Raw genomic sequence first — 20511 nt, forward strand, 5'->3', positions numbered from 1 at the left:
CGGGATGCGTTTTGGCTTATCTGTATTCGGCACGACCTACGCTATGGGCTTGCACCCGCGTGCAGGAAGTCCGAAGATATCGGCCGAGGGAGTCATTAACATGGCGCTGCAAAATGGACTTCAAGGCGTCGAGCTGCCCCTATCGATGCTGGCAGGCTGCGACATTAGAGCGATAGCAAGTACAGTCGACGCTAATGATCTCTATATCACGATCGCTTCAGACGGTTTCGATGCTGTGCGGCTAGGTGAAGCCTTTGAAATCGCGAAGTTGGTCGGTGCGAAGGTGGTACGCACAGTAGCAGGCGGAGCGAAGTTTGGCGGAGACCGCCGTCACTTAACCGGCACCTGGAAGCCTTTCCTTGAGGAGGTGCGGAGCGGGCTTACTGCGGCAACAGCGTTGGCGGAAGAAGCAGGCGTCATCCTAGCGCTGGAGAATCATCAGGATCTCTGCTCGGAAGAGCTGATTTGGCTGTGCGATTCGATTGCATCCCCAAACTTCGGCTTAACGCTGGATACAGGAAATCCGCTCGCTACCGCAGAGGAACCAGTCGAATTTGCCAAACGGATCTCGCCTTATCTGAAGCATGTCCACTTGAAGGATTATTGGATCTATCCGAGTGCGGAAGGGTACATGCTCGTCCGTTGCCCAATCGGACAAGGAGCGGTGGACTTCCCTGCGCTGATGGATGTGTTCCGCAAAAGCCCGGCAGCCAAAGAGCTGTGCATGTCCATTGAAATCGGAGCGCTTGAAGCGAGGCATACACGTGTATTGGCCGATGATTATTGGCCGGAATACCCCGAGCGATCTGCAAGATCACTAGCTGAGCTGCTGCGTTTCGTTCAGCGTAACGCAAAGCCGACCGCCGACTGGCGTACGCCGCATGAACGTGGCGAAGCAGTGGAGATTATTGCAGCCTACGAGCAGTCCCAGCTCATGTCGAGTATCGCGTATGTGCAGCAGCTGAAATACAGCTTGAACACTGTGAAACCAGAGGAGGCGGCTTGTCATGATCATTGATTTACAAGGAAAGGTAGCCATAGTTACCGGTGCCGGCAGAGGAATTGGACGTCATATCGCAATGACGCTTGCGAAGGAAGGCGTTATTACGATTGGCACAGATATCAAGCAAGAGCTGCTCGATGAGCTGGCGCTGGAATTTGCAGAACAGCAGCTTAACGGGGCACAGTTCATATGTGACGTGCGAGATTCGGCAAGAATCGCTGAGGTCGTGGAGGAGGTACGGAGCCGCTTTGGGCGAATAGATATCTTAATCAACAATGCCGGAGTGGCCAGCGGCGGCACTGTTGAGCTGCTCAAGGAAGAGATTTGGGATGCCAACATGGATATTAATTTGAAGGGTACCTTTCTGATGTGCCAGTCCGTTGTCCCGATTATGAAAGCTCAAGGCTCAGGCCGCATCTTGAACGCTGCTTCCTTCGCTGCTATAGTACCGGCTTACGGAAGCGCAGCCTATGCATCTTCCAAAGCTGCGGTGAAACAGTTTACGCGTGTGCTTGCAGGCGAGCTTGGCCCTTACGACATTACCGTGAATTGTTATTCGCCGGGGATGATCCCGACGGATATGAACCGTTATGCAGAGCAGCCGGAAGAGCGGCAGCAGCGGCTGCTAGATACGCTTACTCTTCGGCGCTGGGGAAGCAAGGACGATGTCGCGAACCTGATCTGTTTCCTTGCATCTGACCTTGCCGGCTACATTACCGGTACGATGATCGATGTGAGCGGCGGCAAATTTGCGACGCAGATTCCGAATATGGCCTATGAGGCGGCGCGGAAGGATGCACTGCGGTCATGACGGCGCCGATTATCACGTTTGAGGGGAAGAAGGTCGTTGTCACAGGCGGGGCCAAAGGGATTGGCCGTGCGATTGCCAAGCGATTCTTAGAATGCGGAGCACGGGTTATCATTGCCGATCACGACGAGAGTGGTACAGAGACGGCGAGGCAGCTTGCAGATATGGGGGCTGAGGTACATTTTATCCGATGCGACGTTTCCAAACGGAGTGAAGTGCAGTCCCTCGTTGCTGAGACGACCCGTCAATTCGGCGTTCCGATCGATGTGCTCGTCAACAATGCGGGCATTTTCCCAAGAGCAGATCTGCTTGAAACCGATGAAGCGTTCTGGGATAACGTACTCGGCATTAACCTCAAAGGCGCCTATATGCTGTGCCAAGCCGTTGTGCCAGGCATGATCGAACGGGGAAGCGGCGTCATTATTAACATTGGCTCGAACCACGCAACAGCAGGCGAGCCGGCTACGATGGCATATGCGGTTTCCAAGGGCGGCATCGTTACGTTGACGCGGAATCTCGCAAAGGCACTTGTGAAACACGGGATTCGAGTGAATTGCGTGCAGCCGGGCTGGGTGGCATCCGAAGGCGAGGTCGCAAGGTGGAAATCGAACGGAATGGATGAGGAGCAAATGGCATCATTGGCCGCGCGACTGCAAACCGGCGAGGATATCGCGGATGCCGTCTTGTTCATGGCGTCCGGCATGAGTAAGCAGATTAACGGCCAAGTGCTCATAGTAGACGGTGGAATCACTTTAAAATAGCTTGAAACATGCTGCTGGCCGAAAATGGATCTGGGAGGAAACGAATCATGCGTTATCGTAACATACCGGGAACACCTTTAAATGCTGCCGTCATCGTTATGGGGACGGCCGGTTTCGGCGGCGGAATGCCGCGGGAGGATGCGTTCCGGCTGTTTGATCTTTATGTGGAACAGGGCGGCAATTTTATCGATACGGCCCTCGTCTATGACGACTGGCTCGGCCAAGGGAGAAGCTTGACCGAAATCCGGATTGGAGAATGGCTGAAAGAACGAGGCCATCGCGATCAGCTCATCCTAGCCTCTAAAGGTGCGCATCCGGAGCTTGCAACGATGCATATTCCAAGGCTTGGACGAGCAGATATCGAAGCGGATATTGCCAGAAGCTTGCGCCAGCTGCAGACCGATTATATCGATCTCTATTGGCTGCATCGTGACAATGCAAGCGTACCTGTGGATGAGATCATGGAGACGCTGCATGACGAAGTGAAGGCCGGGCGCATCCGAAGCATCGGATGCTCCAATTGGACGGTGGAACGGATCAAGCAAGCCCAGACTTATGCTTCCGAACATGGCTTAACGCCTTTTGCAGCTAGTCAGCCGCTCTGGAATCTGGCCGTCACTACGCCGGGCTCAATCGGAGACCCAACGCTTGTTGTGATGAGTGAATCGGATCGGAATTACTTCGCTGAGACGGGGATGACGGTTATTCCGTATTCCTCGCAAGCGAACGGTTTCTTCAGCGGTCGATATGCAAGGGGCAAGGATGCCGGTACTCAAGGCAGTGCCGCAGGCGTGCAGAAGATGTATTTCAACGACGCCAGCTTTGACCGTCTTGAGCGCGTGCAGCAGCTGGCTGCGGAGCTCGAAACGACCGGTACCGTTATTGCGCTGTCGTATTTAACCTCGCAGCCGTTCCCGGTGTTTCCGATCATCGGCGCTTCGAAGCCGGCGTACGTGCTGGATAGCTGCGCGGCAAGTGAGGTTACTCTCACACCGGCGCAATTACGATTCTTGGAGACGGGCTCCTACGTGTCCGTTTAACAAACGAGAATGGCTTGCATCCTACAGGGATGCAGGCTTTTTTTTACGATAAGAAAACCGCCTCGTTGAAGAGGCGGCTTATTGAGCTGTCGTACCATAGTCATGCATATTTCAGGGTTAGTCTTCTTGTAAACGTCACTTATTTCTTACCGAGTTGTTCCGCCAAACCGATTAGAAGTCCTTCATGTCCACGAATGTAGCAGAGCCGATACGAGTCCCCGTACTGAACCACTTCGCCAACGAGCTGAGCGCCATACTTAGTGAGTCTGGATACCATTTCGTCAATGTCTTCAACGGTGAACATGACGCGTAGATAACCTAGGGCATTTACAGGAGCAGTTCGGTGATCTGATATAGTAGGTGGGGTGACAAATCGCGAAAGTTCAAGTCGGCTGTGGCCATCTGGGGTAACCATCATAGCAATCTCTACACACTGTGAACCCAGCCCGGTTACGCGACCGGCCCATTCCCCTTCGACAGTAGCTCGCCCTTCGGCTTCAAGCCAATCTCCTCGAAGAAAGAGATGGAGTCATCAAGTGATTCTACAACGATGCCAACATTGTCCATTCTTAGTAATCTGTTTTTTTCCATCGTTTTTTCTCCTTAGGAGTACAAATTTATTACCTGATCATCTTCTACAGATTCGGAGTTACGATATTATCTCCTGCTTTTTATTTTTGATCATTAAACTAAACTGCCCTAGTTCAACAAGGATAAGCAGAAAGCCGAAGTTTGTCATTCGTGTCGGCGACAGCCGTTTCGCCTTGCCTGCGCTTTTCACCAAACGCTGCACCCGATATAATAGATTCATGTGTAGTAGCGGAGCGAAAGTGAAGGAGTGACTCAAGTATGACTGCATCAACCTATATGGAATCGAATGGCGTATTCCCGTCGGTCTGCTCACTGGATTGTCCCGATCAGTGTGGACTTCTTGTTCATAAAGAGAACGGCCGAATTGTTAAAATTGAAGGTGATCCCGAGCATCCTGTGACGCAAGGGGCGATTTGTAATAAAGTCCGACATATGACGGAACGTATCTACGATAAGGATCGGTTGCAATACCCGTTAAAGCGCGTCGGTCCCAAAGGGAGCGGGCAGTTTGAACGCATTACGTGGGAGGAAGCCATCGACACTATAACGTCGCAGTGGAAGAGACTGATTGCAGCTGAAGGACCTGAAGCGATTCTGCCTTACAGTTTCTATGGCAACATGGGCCGCATTGGTACGGAAGGCTTAGGCCGTCGATTCTTTAATCGGATGGGTGCGAGCAAGCTGATTTATTCGATCTGCGAAGCGGCTGGTACGGAAGGCTACGGTTACACGATGGGTGGAAGCTACGGTACCGATCCGGAGGAAACCGTCCATGCGAAACTTATTATCATGTGGGGAATTAATGCGGTTAGCACGAATATGCACCAAGTGACGATTGCCGAGAAAGCACGCAAGAATGGTGCGACGGTTGTCGTCATTGATGTACATCGCAATCGGACCGCGAAGTGGGCCGATTGGTTCATCCCTGTTATGCCCGGTACGGATGCGGCGCTGGCGCTCGGATTGATGCATATTTTGTTCGCTGAGCAGCTTACGGATGAGTCGTTTATGGAACAGTTTACGGTTGGTCATGAGCAGCTTCGCGCACATGTGAAATCATACACGCCTGAGGTAGTCTCTTCAATTACAGGCGTGCCGGTCGATGATCTCTATAAGCTGGCTCGTATGTATGGCGGCAGTGAAGCCGCGTTTATCCGTATCGGGAACGGACCCCAGCATCATGATAACGGCGGCATGACGACTCGCGCGATTGCCTGTCTGCCGGCAGTGACAGGGCAATGGCTCAAGCGAGGCGGCGGCGCGATTAAAGGAAATGGCGGCTATTTGGCGCTGAATAAGTCCGCTCTGGAACGACCGGATCTAAGGGCTGTCGGAGGCGCACGCGAAGTGAATATGAATTTGCTCGGCAGCGCACTGATGGATTCGGATGAGCCGCCGATCTCGTCTTTGTATGTGTACAACTCCAATCCTGCTCTTGTAGCGCCGAGTGCAACCAAAGTGAGAGAGGGGCTCTTACGCGAGGATCTGTTTACGGTTGTGCATGATTTGTTCCTGACCGAGACGGCTGCTTATGCCGATATTGTGCTGCCGGCTACGTCCGCTTTTGAGAATACCGATCTGTACCTTTCTTATTGGCATCATTATGTGCACTTGCAGCAGCCTGTTGCAGCGCCTTATGGGGAAAGTAAGTCGAATTCTGAGGTGTTCCGATTGCTTGCTTCAGCAATGGACTATGAGGAAGAGGCACTTCAGGATTCGGATGAGGCCATGATCGAGCAGGCGCTGAACAACCCGAACAATTCGAATTTGGCTACTATTTCACTGCAGAAGCTGCAGGAGCACGGTGCGATAAAAGCAACTGTGAAGCCGCTATTCCCTGGCAAGCTGCGGACGCCGAGCGGTCGTGTAGAGCTCTATTCTGCTGCGATGGAACGCAAAGGTTACCCGCCAATGCCGACTTACACGCCGCTAGTGGAGGATGGTCCCTATCCGTTCTTATTCATTCCGACCGCCAATCATAATTTCTTGAACTCCACGTTCTCTAATAACGAGAAGCATATCGCAATGGAGAAAACGCCGAAGCTTCATATGAACCGGGCCGATGCAGAAGCTCGAGGCATTGAGAACGGCGATGCCATACGTGTCTGGAATGATCGCGCAAGCTGTGAGCTTACTGCGGCGGTAGGCGATGATGTGCTGGCAGGTGTCGTTGTCAGCCAGGGGCTATGGGCGGATGGGAGTGACGGCGGCAAGGCGATGGTGAATGCGCTGACCCCGGATCGGGTGGCGGATATGGGGAGAGGGGCAACCTTTTTCTCCGGGCGCGTGCAAGTCGACAAACGGTGATGAGGTGGCAAGTATGAGCATACGGCTAGTTATGAAGGGGCAAAGCTTACGGCCGGAGCATATTACGACGGATCGACAGCAAGGCCGTAAAGGTGAGCTGACGACAAGGCACCAACATCCGGTTTTTCATTTGATGTATATTACAGGGGGAGCGGGCAGCTTCCTCGTTAACGACAGGAAGAGCCGGGCATTGCCCGGCTTCTTGTATGTAATCAACCCGAACGAATGGCATCAATTTCATGCTGATGACGATATCGGTCTGCATAATGTGGAATGCACGTTTCTGCTGCGTGATGAAGGGAGCAACGAGCCTGCGCAATCGGTGAACCTGTTTGATTGGATCGAAGAGAAGAGAGGATATGTGCTGCCTGCCGGGTTCCGTGACGAGCCGATTCTCATACCGCCTGCGCTTCGTCCTTTTCTGCTTGAAGGCTTTAATCGGCTTCTTGACCCTAGCAATCGATACGTCACGGCAGAGCATCTGTCACTAATGGTGATCGAGTTAATGCTGCGAGTTGAACAAACATTATGGAAGCTTGGTGAGCAGGTCATCGAATCGACGTCGACGGAACGGCAAGCTAGGGCGTTAGCCGGTGAAATCAGTGATCTAAAGCAATTCATGCGCGCACATATTGGTGAACAGCTTAAACTGGAGGAGCTGGCACAGGTTGTACATTGGACGCCGAATTACTTGTGCCGCGTATTTAAAGCGCATACATCGATGACGCCTATGACCTACCTTCAGCAGCTGCGCATGACCGAAGCGGAGAAGTTACTGCTGTACACGGATTTTCCCGTATTTACTATTGCTGAGATGCTCGGCTATGAGGATGCTTCTTATTTTGCCAGACTGTTCCGCAGACATCATGGACGTGCACCAAGCGAATATCGGATAATATAGTCCGCATTCGGTGTAAGATTCTACCTTCCTATCAGATGGCAGCATCGCTATGATGAAGAAGAGAAGAACAATCCAAGATCAAAGGCGGTCGGTGGGCGAATGCGATTAACGCTTGAGCAAATGATCCGATATCAAACCGAAGGGTATTTGATTGTGCCAAATGTTTTCACGGATGAAGAGCTGCAGCCCGTTATCGACGAGCTTACGGCTGAACTAGGAGCAAGGGCTAGGCTGCTTCTGGCTGAGGGCAAACTGACAGAATTGTACGAGGATGAACCATTTGAGAAACGCTTTACGAGGTTGTATGAGCAAAGCAAAGAGATAAGCCGGGGATTTGATATTAACGGCTATTTGGGGGAAGCGATATTTCGCTTCATGGGTAATGAAGGGTTACTCGATCTCGTAGAGTGTCTGCTCGGAACAGAGCTCAGCTGCAATCCTATTCAGCATATTCGTGCCAAACATCCGGCGAAGTCGACGCAATCGGAACCGGATTATTTTCAAAATGTCCCCTGGCATCAGGATTGTGCCGTCACTTCGCCAGACTCGGAAGCATCGGAGATTATTACGTTCTGGTTGCCGCTTGTGGACGCAACCGCCGAAACCGGCTGCATGGAAATCATGCCGCATGTTTTCAAGCAGGGATACATTAACCATCGTGCAGAAGGCGGCACAACGATCGTTCCTGAGAAGCTTCCCAGCGTAACGCCTGTGTTAGCGGAGTGTAAGAAAGGCGGTTTGGTCATCATGAATAAATACACGCCGCATAGGGGGATTTCCAATCGATCCGATATCATCAGGTGGTCGATTGATCTGCGCTATCATAAGACGGGCGCGCCATCCGGGCGTTCTATTCATCCTTCATTCCCGGTTCGGAGTGCGTATGATCCGGCTAGCGTTCTGACCGATGTTACGGAGTGGCGGAGAATGTGGCGTGAAGTGAAAGAGGAGAAAGGGAAGAGTTTGCACCGCGTGTAGCTTCTTATACGAAACGGCCCCATAATTGGGGCCGTCAGTGTGTCGAGAAACCCACGTTGATATAATTGTACACCCGCGATGAGCGCATGCTTTGTCGTATTCCAACTCTAACGGTTGTGACTGTGGTTATTTGGCATAAATAGACCCTATTCATATTGTAACGGTTGCCAGCGAGCTTATTTGAACGTTTTCTACTAGGAATCGATCCATTTGCTGCAAATAACGACTGTCACAACCGTTAGCCTTTCAATAAAGCTTATTTTCATCAAATAGCCACGCTGTAAAATTATGTTCATGAAGCATATTAAAATAAGTGGCTGCCCTAGACTTTCTCGGACAGCCTGACGGCCCCATTATTGGGGCCGTTTTGCTTTGCGATATGCCATCGGCACCATGCCTTTACGTTCGCGGAAAATGCGGACAAATGTTTTGTACGAGCCGAAGCCGACCTCAAGTGCGACATCGACAACGCTGTAATCGGTGGATACGAGAAGGCTGCTTGCATGCCGCAAGCGCAAATCATGAACGAAATGAACGAAGGTTTGTCCGGTCGTTTCCTTGATTACTTCACTGATGCGAGAAACGCTCATTCCGAATCGATCCGATAGCTGCGATAATGTAAGCTCTTCACGATAATTGCGGTGAATGTGATGGATGATGGGCCAGATGGACGGGCTTGTTTTGGCAGGGGCGGTTAATGGAACGTTCACCGGCTGAGTCGCTCTGCGCTCCCTGTCGAAGCAAACGAGCAGTTCCTTCAATCTCGCCTGCAGCAGCGTTTGCCGCCACGGTTCGTTCTCCGTATACTCCTTCAGCATGTCTGTAATGAGAAAAAGCACTCTCTCCTGTTTCGAGCCTGTAAACGTCGTATACGGTTCAAGGAGGCTGGGCTCTATCAAGTCCGTCAACCCGTCGGCATGACCGGAATCGATGAGCAGATCCATACTGAAATTGCAATTGTAAAGGACAAGCGTGCTGCCGGGTTCCGTAAAGATCTCATGGACTTGGTAGGGCTGTACGAACGTAAACGTGCCCGGGAGCATCTCATGCTTTACATCGTTAATGCTTTCCCAGCCTCGGCCGTCAACGACATAGGAGAATTCCAGGAAATCGTGGCGATGCGCCCGAAACCCTTGTTTGAGCGTGTTCAAACTCATATGCAGCGGAAACGCGGTATCCATATTCGGGTATGATTTCAAGTAATCCGGAAAAAAAGTCATAGAATAGGCGGCCTCCGAAGAAATGGGACGTTTATCGAAATTTGAGTCAAGCTTTTTTCTATGTACTACTTTATCATAGAAATGGTAGAAGAAGTGATGGATCCGAGGAGGCAGATGGATTAACATGGCCATTCGAATTGGTATAATTGGTGCAGGCAATATTGGAAGCGTTCACGCAGCGCAATTCTCGCAGCTTGGCGAACTCTGCCAAATAACCGCAATCACAGATGTGTTTCTGCCTTTGGCTGAGCAAAGGGCCAAGGAATATGGCATTGCTGAGGTGCTTGCATCGCCAGAAGCGCTGATTCAAAGCGACAATGTGGATGCTGTCGTTATCGGCGTTCCCAACCAGTATCATGCGGAGCTTGCCATTCAGGCGATTGAAGCAGGCAAGCATGTGCTGCTTGAGAAGCCGATGGGCATCAACGCCGATGCAGCCAGACAAATTCTGAAAGCAAGCCGCTCCTCTGATCGCGTCGTCATGATCGCACATCAGATGCGCTGGGAATCGGTTCCGATGCAAATTAAGGAACAAATCGACCGCGGCGAGCTGGGTCATATTTATACGGCCAAAACAGGCTGGTACCGCCGGAAAGGCATACCGGGCTGGGGCACATGGTTTACGCGTACGGATCAGTCCGGCGGCGGTCCGCTGATTGATATCGGCGTACATATGCTGGATCTCGCATTGTATCTGATGGGCAATCCGAAGCCGGTGTCTGTCTATGGTGCAACCTATGCTGAGTTCGGTCCGAAGCGCAAAGGGATTGGAACGTGGGGTAAGCCGAACTGGGACGGCATCTATGATGTCGAGGATTTGGCAACCGCTTTGATCAAAATGGATAATGGCAGCACACTGTCGCTTGAAGTCAGTTGGGCCGTTCATATGGACACGGATAATACGCCGTTCGTGCATCTCATGGGCACAGAAGGCGGCGCAAGCTATCGCGGTGCCAAAGGCAAGCTGTTGACGGAGAAGTTTAATCAACCGATGGAAGTTCCGCTCAGCAAGCCGGAGAACGACGAGAATGAGCGCTTGCGTCTCAGCCGCCATTTCTTGAGCTGCATTAAAGAAGGCAAGCAGCCGATTACGACTGCGCTGTCCGGGTTTACGAACAATTTGGTGCTGGATGCGATCTATGAATCGTCACGCACCGGTAATGAAGTGAAGCTGGACTGGAATCTATAATAATTGGAGGATCATTCAAATGCTAAGAGGATTATCACATGCCGGACTCGGCAATATTGGAAGCGATGAGAACCTAATCGCTTCTGCAAGTAAGTACGGTTTTCAAACCGTAGATATTAACGCAAAAGGGCTCATCGATCGCAAAGGTTTGGAAGGCGCTAAGTCGCTTCTTGCAAAGCATGAGGTTGCCATTGGCTCAATCGGTCTTTCCGTTGAATGGCGGGATTCGGAGGAAAAATTCCGCGAGGGACTCGGCAAGCTGGCCGAGGAAGCAGCAGCTGCCGCGCTGCTTGGCTGCACTCGCTGCTGCACGTATGTGCTGCCTGCGACAAACTTTAAAGCAGCGCATTTCACGGTGCTTGCTACGCGCAGACTGCGTACATGCGCACAAATTCTCGGTGCGTACGGCATTTCCTTGGGGCTTGAATTTGTTGGCCCGCATCATCTGCGCAGTGCTTGGACGAATCCGTTTCTGTGGACGCTGGAGGAAACGCTCGATTGGATCGCAGCAATTGGGGAGCCGAATGTCGGCTTGTTATTCGATGCGTACCACTGGTACACGAACGGCTTGACCGTTGCCGATATCGAGGCGCTTACGCCGGATCAAATCGTTCATGTTCACATTAACGATGCACCGGACCTGCCTTTGGAAGAGGTACGTGACAATGGCAGACTTTATCCGGGCGAAGGTGTAATTGATTTGGCCGGGTTCCTTCGCGCGTTGAACGCGATTGGCTACAAGGGTTCAGTTACGCAGGAGATCCTCACTGCTGAACCGCCGGCACAATCGCCTGAGGAGCTGCTTGCACGCTCCCAGGCTGGATTTGACCGCGTGTATACGGCGGCTGGATTAGTTTAATAGTGACCGAGAATCCCGTAGGGGCTGGCTGTGATGGCCGGTTCTTGCGGGATTTGTTTGTTTGTGGCAAGGGACCACTTGGGCTTGGCTGAGTAATAGCGATCCTCGGCTGGCTGGATTGTCGCTCGAACGCACTACACGTTTCGTTAGAATTTCGAAGCCCCGAAATTTGGCCAAATGACGCCTGTACGGTTCGTTAGCTTTTCGCGGAAAGCTCTAACGAACCGTACGGCGCTTATTTCCATCAAAATAGCTCAAATAAACTTTTAACGAACCGTAGAGGCGCTAATTGGCGGTTTTTGAGTATTCGGGAGCCGATTATCCCCCAATAACGCCTGTACGGTTCGTTAGAATCTCGAAGCCCTCAATTTCGGCAGAATAACGTCCGTACTGTTCGTTAGCTTTTCACTCTGCTGGGAACGAATAGCATGGCATCCGTGGATCAAATTTCGCGACGATTTATGCTACAATTATAGTATCACTTACTAGAATAGGAGACGGTCAATGAACATTCACGAGGCGATCCGAACAAGAAGAAGTATTGGAAAAGTGACGCAGGAACCGATCGATAAGGCGGTAATCGAGCAGATTTTGGAAGCGGGCATCTATGCGCCGAACCATCGCTTGACAGAGCCTTGGCGGTTCTTTGTCCTTCGCGGCGACGGACGTAAGCAGCTGGGCGATGCGATTGCGCGTATTGCTCTTGTCGGAGAAGCAGACCCGTCAACGCCTGAGAATGAGCTCAAAGCAGAATCAGCCAAGAAAAAAGCGTTCCGCGCGCCTGTCATTATCGCAGTTGCCGTCGCGCCTGTTGAACGGCACGATATTATTGAACTAGAAGAATACGGCGCAGTAAATGCTGCAATCCAGAACATGCTGCTTACGATACACGCACTAGGTCTCGGCGCTGTATGGCGCAGTGGGGAGCCGTGTTACCATCCGTTGATGAATGAGAGCTTCGGCCTGCGCCCGCAGGATAAGATGCTCGGATTCATCTATCTCGGCATCCCGGATATGGCTCCGCCTCAGGCGAAGCGGGCAGCAGCCGAATTAAAGACGACATGGATTGACGGCTAGGCAAATTGACCAAAGGCAAACAACAAGAAAGAGATGACTCCCGGATCAACCGGGAATCATCTCTTTCTTGTTGTTCATCGGCTTTTCTTTATTTATCAAGAAACTTGCCGTCTCCAGCGCCAGCTCCATTTGACCGGTCGTCATGTAATAGTTGAATAAATCCTTCTCGTACCGCTGCACCAGCATGGCATCACCGTGTTTACGGAGAACGGACAGCGCATTATTGCGCAAGTAACTATAATATTGCTCGTGCTGCTCTTCGATCTTATAGAGGAGAAGCTGGAACCGGATCTGCAGCATTTGGTCTTGAATTTCTTTGGCAGATCGGAGTCCGCCTTCCGTAACTCGCAGCAGCTCTTCTTTGCTGAGCAGATTTCCCTGCAAATTGCAGCGGGCATAGCCTTCGAGAGAGAGCAGATACAGCATGGTCTTCGGATTATGAAGCGCCATGGAAGCTTGATAATATTTGGATGCCATCTCGTAATTGCTCTGTTCCAGATATTCATAGGCTAGATTATGCAGCGCGATTCGCTTACGATCCGGCGTGTTGCAGATGTCACAGGACTTAATTAAATTCTCGAAACGCAAAATAATATCCGCTTGGTTGCGATTCTCGTCGAACACGACCTGTAGTAGCAATAGCATCTCTGCATCGATGGTTCTCACGAAGTTCCGGCTGTCCTTGAAGAAACGAAGCGATTTTTCCCCGTAATAATAGGCCATCATATGTGAGCCGATCCAATGGTAGGCCACAGCCATATGATAGTAATATTCCCGATTGTTGTATTCCTCTTCGTCAATTTGCTTGAACGTTTCAATCGCAGTTAGATAGTCTTGTCTAGCAAGATAGCAGATTCCCGTTATGTGAAGCAGCAGGTTGCTCTCGTAAGTCGGGAGCTTGGAGTGGCTGCGCTGCATCTTCAGAACAATGGCATAGGCGGCGTCCGGCTCGGAATGAACCAAATAATAACGTGCCTGAATGAGTTGGTACAGCGCCGTATAATCCGAAATTTGAATTAACTGCTCATTCTCCAGCTCTAGCTTTATCGTTTCCATTTCATCTAGCAGCAGCATCACGATCGCTTCGTGCCAGGCAAATAACCGCTTCTTGATGGTGTTTAATTTGACGAGCTCACATTCGAGGCTGATATTCAACCGTTCGGTGAGAAGTGAAATGACCTCAGGAGAGAAATCCGTCGATCCACGCTCGATTTTACTGATATGCGTATCGGAGCAAATGCCTTTTCCGAGTTGTTCTTGGGTCATACGTGCTTGTTCGCGATAAAATTTGACGATTTTCCCTATCATGCGTGATTCCTCCTACTGCAACCCCATAACCACTTAACCATATTCCTGGTTCGCCAGGGCCTGAGAATGAAACGATTTCTCCATTATAGCATGACCTTAAAGCCTGAATGATAAAAAGAAAGGCAAGCAGCAGGAGTTCCCTCCGATCTGCTTGCCTTAATCGCATTAAAATGATACGTCGATTTGAACTTCTTGCGGACGATAAACCGCAAGAAGTTTGCCGGCAGCATCTGCAGCGAACATGACGGTCCGCTCTTGCGGCAGTGTAAAGGAGTATACGGTGCCTGACTGCGGATCGCGAACTTCGATAGCCGTATCACAGCCGAATTCCGATACGAAAATGTACAATGCACCGGACGCGAAAGCCATCTTGCGGCCGTAAACACCAGGCAGCTCCCCGCCGTGCAGCCATTCAAGCTCATCAGCCACGCCGGCTTGCGCCAGTGCAGCACCGTACACCGCTTGCAGCGGCTCGAGGCGTTCATTCAGCTCCAGCGGAAGCGGGCACCAGAGCAGGCGGCCTGCGCCGAGCGCAATATCCGTTACTTTGGCAGGACCTTTATCGGCTGAAGTGAGTACACCTTTGTTGCTGTCCGTAATGCGATCACCGCCGAAGGAGATCGGATGGAGAACACCATTACCGAGCTCAAGCAGCTCTTCGCGAAGCAAATTGCTGACCGCGTTCTGACCCAGCTCGCCAGTCAAACGCTCAACCGGGCGCCAGTACTCGTCCAGTCCGAGCGGGCCTGTAAATAGAAGCGTGCCGCCATTTGTCTTCACATGCAAGAGCAGCTGATCCAGCGCTTGGCTGCTGAAGTTATGCGTACTTGGGACGATGATTAGCTTCGGCTTCGTGACAGCAAGTGAATCCAGCTGATATTCCCCAAGGCCGAATGTGTGAACATTCATCGTGTAGGACAGTGTCCGAATGGCACGAGTTGTAGCTCCATAAGCGAGCTTGCGGTTCGAGAAGTCGTTGGAATAAGGGTAAATCACAGCAACTTCTTCCAGCTTACGATCCACGAACAAGTCGCGAATTTGCTCCATGAAGGCACCGAAATCATAGGAAACGTTTGCTTCCGGCTTCTCTGTACCATCTGCGCGCAGCGCTCCGATATGGGACTCATTGATGTTGTTCATATAGAAGTTAATGTTCCATATCCATTGAACTGCTCCGGCTCCGCCTGTAGAAAAGGCGTACGCGTATTTGCGTTCCAGAATGTTGCGAAGCTCTTCCTCGCTGCGTTTTGCACGACCATCAGGCGTCTCCACATACATAATACCCGTCTCTTGAATGAGGTTCGGTTTATCCGGTGCTTTGGCAAAAATACCATCCCACACGAGATTGTCCATCAGCCACCACGAGTGAACCGTTGTATAATCCACCTCTTGCGCATAGAAGAACGGTGATGGACGCTGAGCGCCAAGCCCTTCATCCTGTCCAACTGTAACAAGCTGTTTCGGCTGAATCGCACGAATCGTAGCAACGAGCTGCGAAGCCCAGCGGTTGTGCATGTCCATTGTGAACAACGTGTAGTCGAGCCATGGACCGCCATGTTTCTTCAGCGTATTCGTCGTGCCGAAGCTGATTTCGCTCGCCTCCGGCAGCTTTACGGACGCAAAGGAAGGCAGCTCTGCAGGCGTCATATTCCAGCGCTCTTGAAGCACGCGAATCGAACCATGGCGCTCCTGCAGCCATTTCACATAATGCGCTTTCTCGAACTGATCATGGGCGGATCGAGGTCCGGAGAAGATGCGCTTCGGATCGAACATGGAAGGTTCATTGATCAAATCCCAATGGACATGCTTGGATTCGGCATGGCGGGACACGATAGCCGCGATGAACCGTTTCTGCGCTTCAACGCTGCGCGGATCAAGGTAAGGGTTGACGCCTTCCCAAGCTTCCGGCGTGAAGGCAAAGAAGTTGAACGTGACTTCGAGATCATACCGTTTAGCAGTGAGGAAGAAGGCATCAATTGCGCGCAGCACTTCCTCATAAGGATGGCCGTCTACGTACATGACACTGCGATAGGCTGTCCAGATCCCCGTACGAATCGAGTTGATGCCCGCACGTTTCATTTGCGCCATGTCGCGATCCCATACTGCAGCATTCGGCAGGAACAAATATTTACGCGCCACATCACTCGTCATGTAAGTCATGCCGACAATCGGAAGCGGACGGCCGTTTTTCCAGAAATAGTCTCGGTCGCAAGTAATCATTTCGCCGGATGTGAGCAACGCTTCATCCATGCCCCAGAAACCTTGACGGAGCAAGCGTCGTTCGCCTTCAGGGGAAACGGCTTCGCATTCTACGATATAGAAGCCCGCCTCCACGTTAAAAGGCAAGACGATACGCTGAATGCTCAGCTCACGACCAATTGCAAGCTCTGCATCGCTGTGCCATACTTCTGTGAAATCAGCCTCTTCATAGACAAAAGATGGAGTAGGCTCACTGATAGTATTGCTGTTCGCTTTGCGAACACGCAAAGCGAACGACCATGCCGCTGTGGGATGGCTGCTTGTCCGCTCGTCACGAGCCAATTGCAGCTGTTGACCTTGCAGCATCAAGACCGGACGTTCACCAAGCTCGTACGAGCCGTAATTCGGCTTCAACCATAACTCTGTTACGCCTTGCGAAGTGAAGCCAGCCCACTCGGTGAGTGCGGCAGCGCCATTGCTTGACCAGAAAGAGCTGCGCAGAGGCTGATTGATTAGAATCCAGCGGCCGCCGCTGAAAGGACCTTTCGTGTGCTCCAGCAAGATAGCAGGTGCTGACAGCTCACGTGCCAAGCCGTCTCCGCTGATTCCGCGAAGCAGCGGATAGATGTGGGCGTCGATCGGGCCGGCAGATCCGCCCTCGCCAGGCATGTCATCTGCTCTAGTGACATGAAGCGCTAGGCCGAATGTAGACTCGATCGTAAACAGCGATTCATATCCTGCGAAGAGAGGAATATCGCGCAAATGCTGCAGCTTCGCAACGCCATCCACCGAAACAGGAAGTGCCTCATGGATGTGAAGTTGTTGATGATAAGCCGTTTGATCCGGCTCGAGTTGCCATTCTCCGTTCTCTTCATACACTGGCGTCTTAAACGGAGCGCCGCCCGCTACCAGCAGACCCTTACCTTCATTAGCATGTGCCAGAATGGCTGACCAAGCCGATTTAGGGAAATACGAACCGTGAAGATGCACATAAGTAGAAGCGCCTGGCAGCCGATCAGCAAGCTCAGCTGCGGATACGATTTGGAAGTTTTCTCTAAGCCCAGCCAGCGTCCCGGCATCCGGGCGATCTCCTGCAAAGGGGAAACTTTCGTCATAGAATAAAATTGTATTGCTCATTCTCTTGTCACTGCCTCTCATAGTTAGTCCTGCTTGTTCACATATTGTTAGGTTTGTTAGGTTGTTCGGCTCTTTATCCGGGGCCAACTTTAGAGGTAAACTAGAGAAAAGTCAATCGGAATTATGGCAAGGTAAGAAGGGGGAAAGCAGCAGCAATGGCACAGAAAATATCGATGCAGCAGTTAGCCGACCGTTTAGGTGTTTCCAAATATACTGTTTCCCAAGCGCTCGCTGGCAAACCAGGCGTCAGTGAGGCGACCCGAAGGGAAGTGACAGCTCTTGCAAGTGCACTTGGATACAAGGTGCGTCCTATTCCTGCTCACCTGACAGATGATAAACAAGGAGCTCGAATTGTACATATCGGTTTACATGAGCTGCAGGTGAAGGAGCCGCATTTCTGGCAGCGTGTCAGGGAAGGGCTGGAGGCAGGCTGCCATATGCATGGATTGACGCCGAATTTTTTTACATTTGGATTGGCTGAAAATGCTTCTGTACAGGACTGGCTGGAGCTTGCGCCTGGGTCCATGCATACATCAGAAAGCAAGGCATCAGGGTTCATTATTGCCGGGAAATGCCCGCTGGACATGCTGCTCAAGCTGAAGCGTCTTGGTTTGCCAATGGTGCTGGTAGATCATGAAGAGCCATTGATCGGTGCAGATGCCGTGCTCAATGCAAATACGGATGCGGGCAGAATGGCCTGCCATCATTTATTGACGCAAGGCTGCAAATCGCTCGTCTTTGTCGGTCGTGACAGCTTTGCCGTCAGCTTCCGCGAGCGGTGGTGGGGATGCAAGCTGGCCATGGACGAAGTAAAGGAAGGACGACGAGGTGAACCAGGGAAGCCAGCCTCGGTCGCTCAACTGAGGAAATGGACCGTTCCCTATGGAAATGCACAATGGAATTCGTGGCAAGCAGGTCTTGAACGGCGATTGGATGCGATGTATGGCAGAGGCGTCAACGGGGAAGGGCCAGCCCAGCATGAAGAACTGCCGGATGGTTACATTTGTGCGAACGACGATATCGCCTTATACATGCTCCAGCTGCTGCAGCAGAAAGGAACTAAGAAGAAAGTAAGAGTCGTCGGCATTGATAATACGGCTCCGGGGATGGATGCGGTGATTCCGCTGACCACAGTGGATTTGGCGAAAGAGTGGCTGGGGATCCGAGCTGTGGAGCAGTTTGCGCGTAAGCTAGCGCAGTCTGAGGCGCAGCCGGAGAAAATCATCCTTTCTGCCAGATTGGTCGTGCGAAATTCAGGCTGATGCATGAATTCGCGGCTGGACAAATCTCGTATCCGCACCAGCCCGCATAAGATAGCGCAGAAGCCGTTTCAGGTAGAGAGGAGCCTCCCCACATGCAAATGGAGCAACATGCCCGTAGAGTTTCGATGCTGCTTGCGCTTGTACTGTTCGTGCTGCTGGTTGTTTTATTGTTTATCGCGTTCCTTTAAGCATCACTTTCGGACGTTACCTTGTAAACCTTTGGTTGTCACACCGAAGGTTTATTTGCATGTGATTGATCACCTGCTTCCTCTTCCAATTTCGGCATAATGGACGACAATTTAACACATACTCCAGAAAGACGAACCCAAGGAGGCAACCATCATCGCAACGAAAAGCGCAGGACAAGGCAAATACCAAAAAATGTCTATGTCTCCCAAAGAATATCAGGCCTACGCCAAAAAACGCGAGCCGGCAAGATCCGTATTGGCGAATTGTATTAGAGCCTTCTTAGTCGGTGGCTTCATATGTATACTTGGACAAGCCATAACGGAAGTGTTCATATATGGGCTCCATATGTCCAAAGAAGATGCGGGCAATCCGACGGTAGCTGTACTAATTGTAATTTCTGTCATTCTGACTTGTCTTGGCGTATACGACAAGATTGCGCAGTGGGCAGGAGCGGGTACAGCGGTTCCCGTTACAGGCTTCGCGAACTCGATGTGTTCGGCGGCGCTTGAGCACCGTAGTGAGGGACTCGTGCTCGGTGTAGGCGCGAATATGTTCAAGCTGGCAGGCTCTGTTATCGTATTTGGCGTCGTTGCTGCATTTTTAGTCGGAATTATCTACTTAGTGTTCGGAATCGAGGGGAGTTTTCATGCTACGCGGTAAACAAACATGGTGGTTTGATCAGCGTCCGGTCATTATTGGCGCGGCGACGGTCGTCGGTCCGGACGAAGGGGAAGGACCGCTGGCAGCCGATTTCGATCTTGTCCATCCGGAGCTCGATATGCAGCAGAAGAGCTGGGAGAAAGCGGAGCGACTCCTGCTTGAGCAAGCGTCTGAAATGGCGCTGAAATATGCCAAAGTCAACAAGCAGCAGCTGCAGTTCTATGTTGGCGGCGATCTGATGAACCAAATTATTAGCAACAGCTTCGCGGCAAGAACGATTGGTGCCCCTTACTTGGGTGTATTCGGCGCCTGTTCAACGTCGATGGAATCGCTGGCCATTGCGTCACTCATCGTCAATTCCGGCTCTGGCGAATACGTGCTGGCAGGGACTTGCAGCCATAATTGCACGGCGGAGAAACAATTCCGTTATCCGACGGAATATGGCTCCCAGAAGCCGCCGACAGCACAATATACCGTAACCGGAGCAGGTGCGGTCGTCGTTGCCCCATCAGGCGACGGTCCTATTGTGGAATGCGCGACAATCGGACGTATTGTTGATCTGGGTATTACGGATCCGTTTAATATGGGAGCTGCGATGGCTCCGGCTGCTGTCGACACGTTGCAAGCACATTTCAACGACACAGGCAGACAGCCAAAAGATTATGATTTGATCGTGACAGGGGATCTGGCTACAGTTGGTCATGGCATCGCGAAGGATTTGCTGAAGAGAGACGGAGTGCCAATGGAAGACACCGTGTTTGGCGACTGCGGCTTGATGATCTATGATGTGCAGAACCAGAAGGTACAGGCGGGCGGAAGTGGCTGCGGCTGCTCGGCGGTTGTAACCTATGGTCATTTGCTTAAACGATTGCAGCAGGGGGAATTGAAACGAATTCTCGTCTGTGCGACAGGCGCGCTGCTCTCGCCGCTGTCGTTCCAACAAGGCGAATCGATCCCATGTATTGCTCACGCCGTAGCGCTCGAAAGTCCAATGCACAATTAATATTGAAGGAAAGGAGCAG

The 20511-nt window shown here is 51.6% G+C and carries 16 protein-coding genes and 1 pseudogene; 13 read left to right on the forward strand and 4 right to left on the reverse strand.

Features of this window, described 5'->3' with window-relative positions; translation table 11 throughout:
- Nucleotides 1-4: 4 nt before the first annotated feature.
- The 4 genes from AC506A_RS00100 to AC506A_RS00115 are packed head-to-tail and all read left to right on the forward strand — an operon-like array spanning nucleotide 5 to nucleotide 3612.
- On the forward strand, nucleotides 5-1018 hold the full coding sequence (locus AC506A_RS00100) for a sugar phosphate isomerase/epimerase family protein (RefSeq protein WP_495459001.1): 1014 nt from the start codon (nucleotides 5-7) through the stop codon (nucleotides 1016-1018).
- Entirely contained in the window at nucleotides 1008-1814 is an 807-nt protein-coding gene (locus tag AC506A_RS00105) for an SDR family NAD(P)-dependent oxidoreductase (RefSeq protein WP_495459002.1), read from the forward strand. Before AC506A_RS00100 ends, AC506A_RS00105 begins: the two co-directional genes overlap by 11 nt.
- On the forward strand, nucleotides 1811-2572 hold the full coding sequence (locus AC506A_RS00110; protein WP_495459003.1) for an SDR family NAD(P)-dependent oxidoreductase: 762 nt from the start codon (nucleotides 1811-1813) through the stop codon (nucleotides 2570-2572). Before AC506A_RS00105 ends, AC506A_RS00110 begins: the two co-directional genes overlap by 4 nt.
- A gap of 47 nt (nucleotides 2573-2619) precedes the next feature.
- Nucleotides 2620-3612: an aldo/keto reductase gene (locus AC506A_RS00115; protein ID WP_495459004.1), complete on the forward strand. Its 993-nt coding sequence runs from the start codon at nucleotides 2620-2622 to the stop codon at nucleotides 3610-3612.
- A gap of 139 nt (nucleotides 3613-3751) precedes the next feature.
- On the opposite strand, the pseudogene AC506A_RS00120 reads toward AC506A_RS00115, so the two are convergent.
- Nucleotides 3752-4203, reverse strand: a pseudogene (locus AC506A_RS00120) (VOC family protein).
- Nucleotides 4204-4461: 258 nt separating this feature from the next.
- On the opposite strand from AC506A_RS00120, the gene AC506A_RS00125 reads away from it, so the two are divergent.
- The 3 genes from AC506A_RS00125 to AC506A_RS00135 all read left to right on the forward strand — a co-directional run bounded on the left by AC506A_RS00125 (nucleotide 4462) and on the right by AC506A_RS00135 (nucleotide 8389).
- Complete coding sequence (locus AC506A_RS00125) at nucleotides 4462-6510, forward strand: molybdopterin-containing oxidoreductase family protein (RefSeq protein WP_495459005.1); 2049 nt, start codon at nucleotides 4462-4464, stop codon at nucleotides 6508-6510.
- 13 nt (nucleotides 6511-6523) lie between these two features.
- Nucleotides 6524-7411, forward strand: coding sequence for an AraC family transcriptional regulator (locus AC506A_RS00130; RefSeq protein ID WP_495459006.1), 888 nt, complete (start codon nucleotides 6524-6526; stop codon nucleotides 7409-7411).
- A gap of 99 nt (nucleotides 7412-7510) precedes the next feature.
- On the forward strand, nucleotides 7511-8389 hold the full coding sequence (locus AC506A_RS00135) for a phytanoyl-CoA dioxygenase family protein (protein ID WP_495459007.1): 879 nt from the start codon (nucleotides 7511-7513) through the stop codon (nucleotides 8387-8389).
- Between the two features lie 353 nt (nucleotides 8390-8742).
- Here the strand turns inward: AC506A_RS00135 and AC506A_RS00140 are convergent, their stop codons facing one another.
- The gene (locus AC506A_RS00140) at nucleotides 8743-9609 is read right to left on the reverse strand and encodes a helix-turn-helix domain-containing protein (RefSeq protein WP_495459008.1); all 867 of its coding nucleotides are present in this window, start codon (nucleotides 9607-9609) and stop codon (nucleotides 8743-8745) included.
- A 124-nt stretch (nucleotides 9610-9733) separates the two neighbouring features.
- On the opposite strand from AC506A_RS00140, the gene AC506A_RS00145 reads away from it, so the two are divergent.
- From AC506A_RS00145 to AC506A_RS00155, 3 genes are all read left to right on the forward strand, one after another.
- Entirely contained in the window at nucleotides 9734-10798 is a 1065-nt protein-coding gene (locus tag AC506A_RS00145; protein ID WP_495459009.1) for a Gfo/Idh/MocA family protein, read from the forward strand.
- 19 nt (nucleotides 10799-10817) lie between these two features.
- The gene (locus AC506A_RS00150; protein WP_495459010.1) at nucleotides 10818-11657 is read left to right on the forward strand and encodes a sugar phosphate isomerase/epimerase family protein; all 840 of its coding nucleotides are present in this window, start codon (nucleotides 10818-10820) and stop codon (nucleotides 11655-11657) included.
- Between the two features lie 504 nt (nucleotides 11658-12161).
- Nucleotides 12162-12734 carry a nitroreductase family protein gene (locus AC506A_RS00155; RefSeq protein ID WP_495459011.1) on the forward strand — a complete coding sequence of 191 codons (573 nt, stop codon included), beginning with the start codon at nucleotides 12162-12164 and terminating at the stop codon, nucleotides 12732-12734.
- A 45-nt stretch (nucleotides 12735-12779) separates the two neighbouring features.
- On the opposite strand, the gene AC506A_RS00160 is transcribed toward AC506A_RS00155, so the two are convergent.
- Both AC506A_RS00160 and AC506A_RS00165 read right to left on the reverse strand, forming a co-directional pair.
- Nucleotides 12780-14042: a helix-turn-helix domain-containing protein gene (locus tag AC506A_RS00160; RefSeq protein ID WP_495459012.1), complete on the reverse strand. Its 1263-nt coding sequence runs from the start codon at nucleotides 14040-14042 to the stop codon at nucleotides 12780-12782.
- A 165-nt stretch (nucleotides 14043-14207) separates the two neighbouring features.
- Entirely contained in the window at nucleotides 14208-17378 is a 3171-nt protein-coding gene (locus AC506A_RS00165; protein WP_495459013.1) for a beta-galactosidase, read from the reverse strand.
- Between the two features lie 155 nt (nucleotides 17379-17533).
- On the opposite strand from AC506A_RS00165, the gene AC506A_RS00170 reads away from it, so the two are divergent.
- From AC506A_RS00170 to spoVAD, 3 genes are all read left to right on the forward strand, one after another.
- Nucleotides 17534-18640: a LacI family DNA-binding transcriptional regulator gene (locus AC506A_RS00170; protein ID WP_495459014.1), complete on the forward strand. Its 1107-nt coding sequence runs from the start codon at nucleotides 17534-17536 to the stop codon at nucleotides 18638-18640.
- Nucleotides 18641-19021: 381 nt separating this feature from the next.
- Complete coding sequence (gene spoVAC, locus AC506A_RS00175; RefSeq protein ID WP_495459015.1) at nucleotides 19022-19489, forward strand: stage V sporulation protein AC; 468 nt, start codon at nucleotides 19022-19024, stop codon at nucleotides 19487-19489.
- Nucleotides 19476-20492: a stage V sporulation protein AD gene (spoVAD, locus tag AC506A_RS00180; protein ID WP_495459016.1), complete on the forward strand. Its 1017-nt coding sequence runs from the start codon at nucleotides 19476-19478 to the stop codon at nucleotides 20490-20492. Before spoVAC ends, spoVAD begins: the two co-directional genes overlap by 14 nt.
- The last annotated feature ends 19 nt before the right edge of the window (nucleotides 20493-20511 follow it).

The organism is Paenibacillus sp. N22P23 (assembly GCF_059383735.1).

Bases quoted from the DNA above. Each gene is read 5' to 3' on its own strand.
- AC506A_RS00100 (WP_495459001.1), top strand. From the start codon at position 5: ATGCGTTTTGGCTTATCTGTATTCGGCACGACCTACGCTATGGGCTTG.
- AC506A_RS00105 (WP_495459002.1), top strand. From the start codon at position 1,008: ATGATCATTGATTTACAAGGAAAGGTAGCCATAGTTACCGGTGCCGGC.
- AC506A_RS00110 (WP_495459003.1), top strand. From the start codon at position 1,811: ATGACGGCGCCGATTATCACGTTTGAGGGGAAGAAGGTCGTTGTCACA.
- AC506A_RS00115 (WP_495459004.1), top strand. From the start codon at position 2,620: ATGCGTTATCGTAACATACCGGGAACACCTTTAAATGCTGCCGTCATC.
- AC506A_RS00125 (WP_495459005.1), top strand. From the start codon at position 4,462: ATGACTGCATCAACCTATATGGAATCGAATGGCGTATTCCCGTCGGTC.
- AC506A_RS00130 (WP_495459006.1), top strand. From the start codon at position 6,524: ATGAGCATACGGCTAGTTATGAAGGGGCAAAGCTTACGGCCGGAGCAT.
- AC506A_RS00135 (WP_495459007.1), top strand. From the start codon at position 7,511: ATGCGATTAACGCTTGAGCAAATGATCCGATATCAAACCGAAGGGTAT.
- AC506A_RS00140 (WP_495459008.1), bottom strand. From the start codon at position 9,609: ATGACTTTTTTTCCGGATTACTTGAAATCATACCCGAATATGGATACC.
- AC506A_RS00145 (WP_495459009.1), top strand. From the start codon at position 9,734: ATGGCCATTCGAATTGGTATAATTGGTGCAGGCAATATTGGAAGCGTT.
- AC506A_RS00150 (WP_495459010.1), top strand. From the start codon at position 10,818: ATGCTAAGAGGATTATCACATGCCGGACTCGGCAATATTGGAAGCGAT.
- AC506A_RS00155 (WP_495459011.1), top strand. From the start codon at position 12,162: ATGAACATTCACGAGGCGATCCGAACAAGAAGAAGTATTGGAAAAGTG.
- AC506A_RS00160 (WP_495459012.1), bottom strand. From the start codon at position 14,042: ATGATAGGGAAAATCGTCAAATTTTATCGCGAACAAGCACGTATGACC.
- AC506A_RS00165 (WP_495459013.1), bottom strand. From the start codon at position 17,378: ATGAGCAATACAATTTTATTCTATGACGAAAGTTTCCCCTTTGCAGGA.
- AC506A_RS00170 (WP_495459014.1), top strand. From the start codon at position 17,534: ATGGCACAGAAAATATCGATGCAGCAGTTAGCCGACCGTTTAGGTGTT.
- spoVAC (WP_495459015.1), top strand. From the start codon at position 19,022: ATGTCTATGTCTCCCAAAGAATATCAGGCCTACGCCAAAAAACGCGAG.
- spoVAD (WP_495459016.1), top strand. From the start codon at position 19,476: ATGCTACGCGGTAAACAAACATGGTGGTTTGATCAGCGTCCGGTCATT.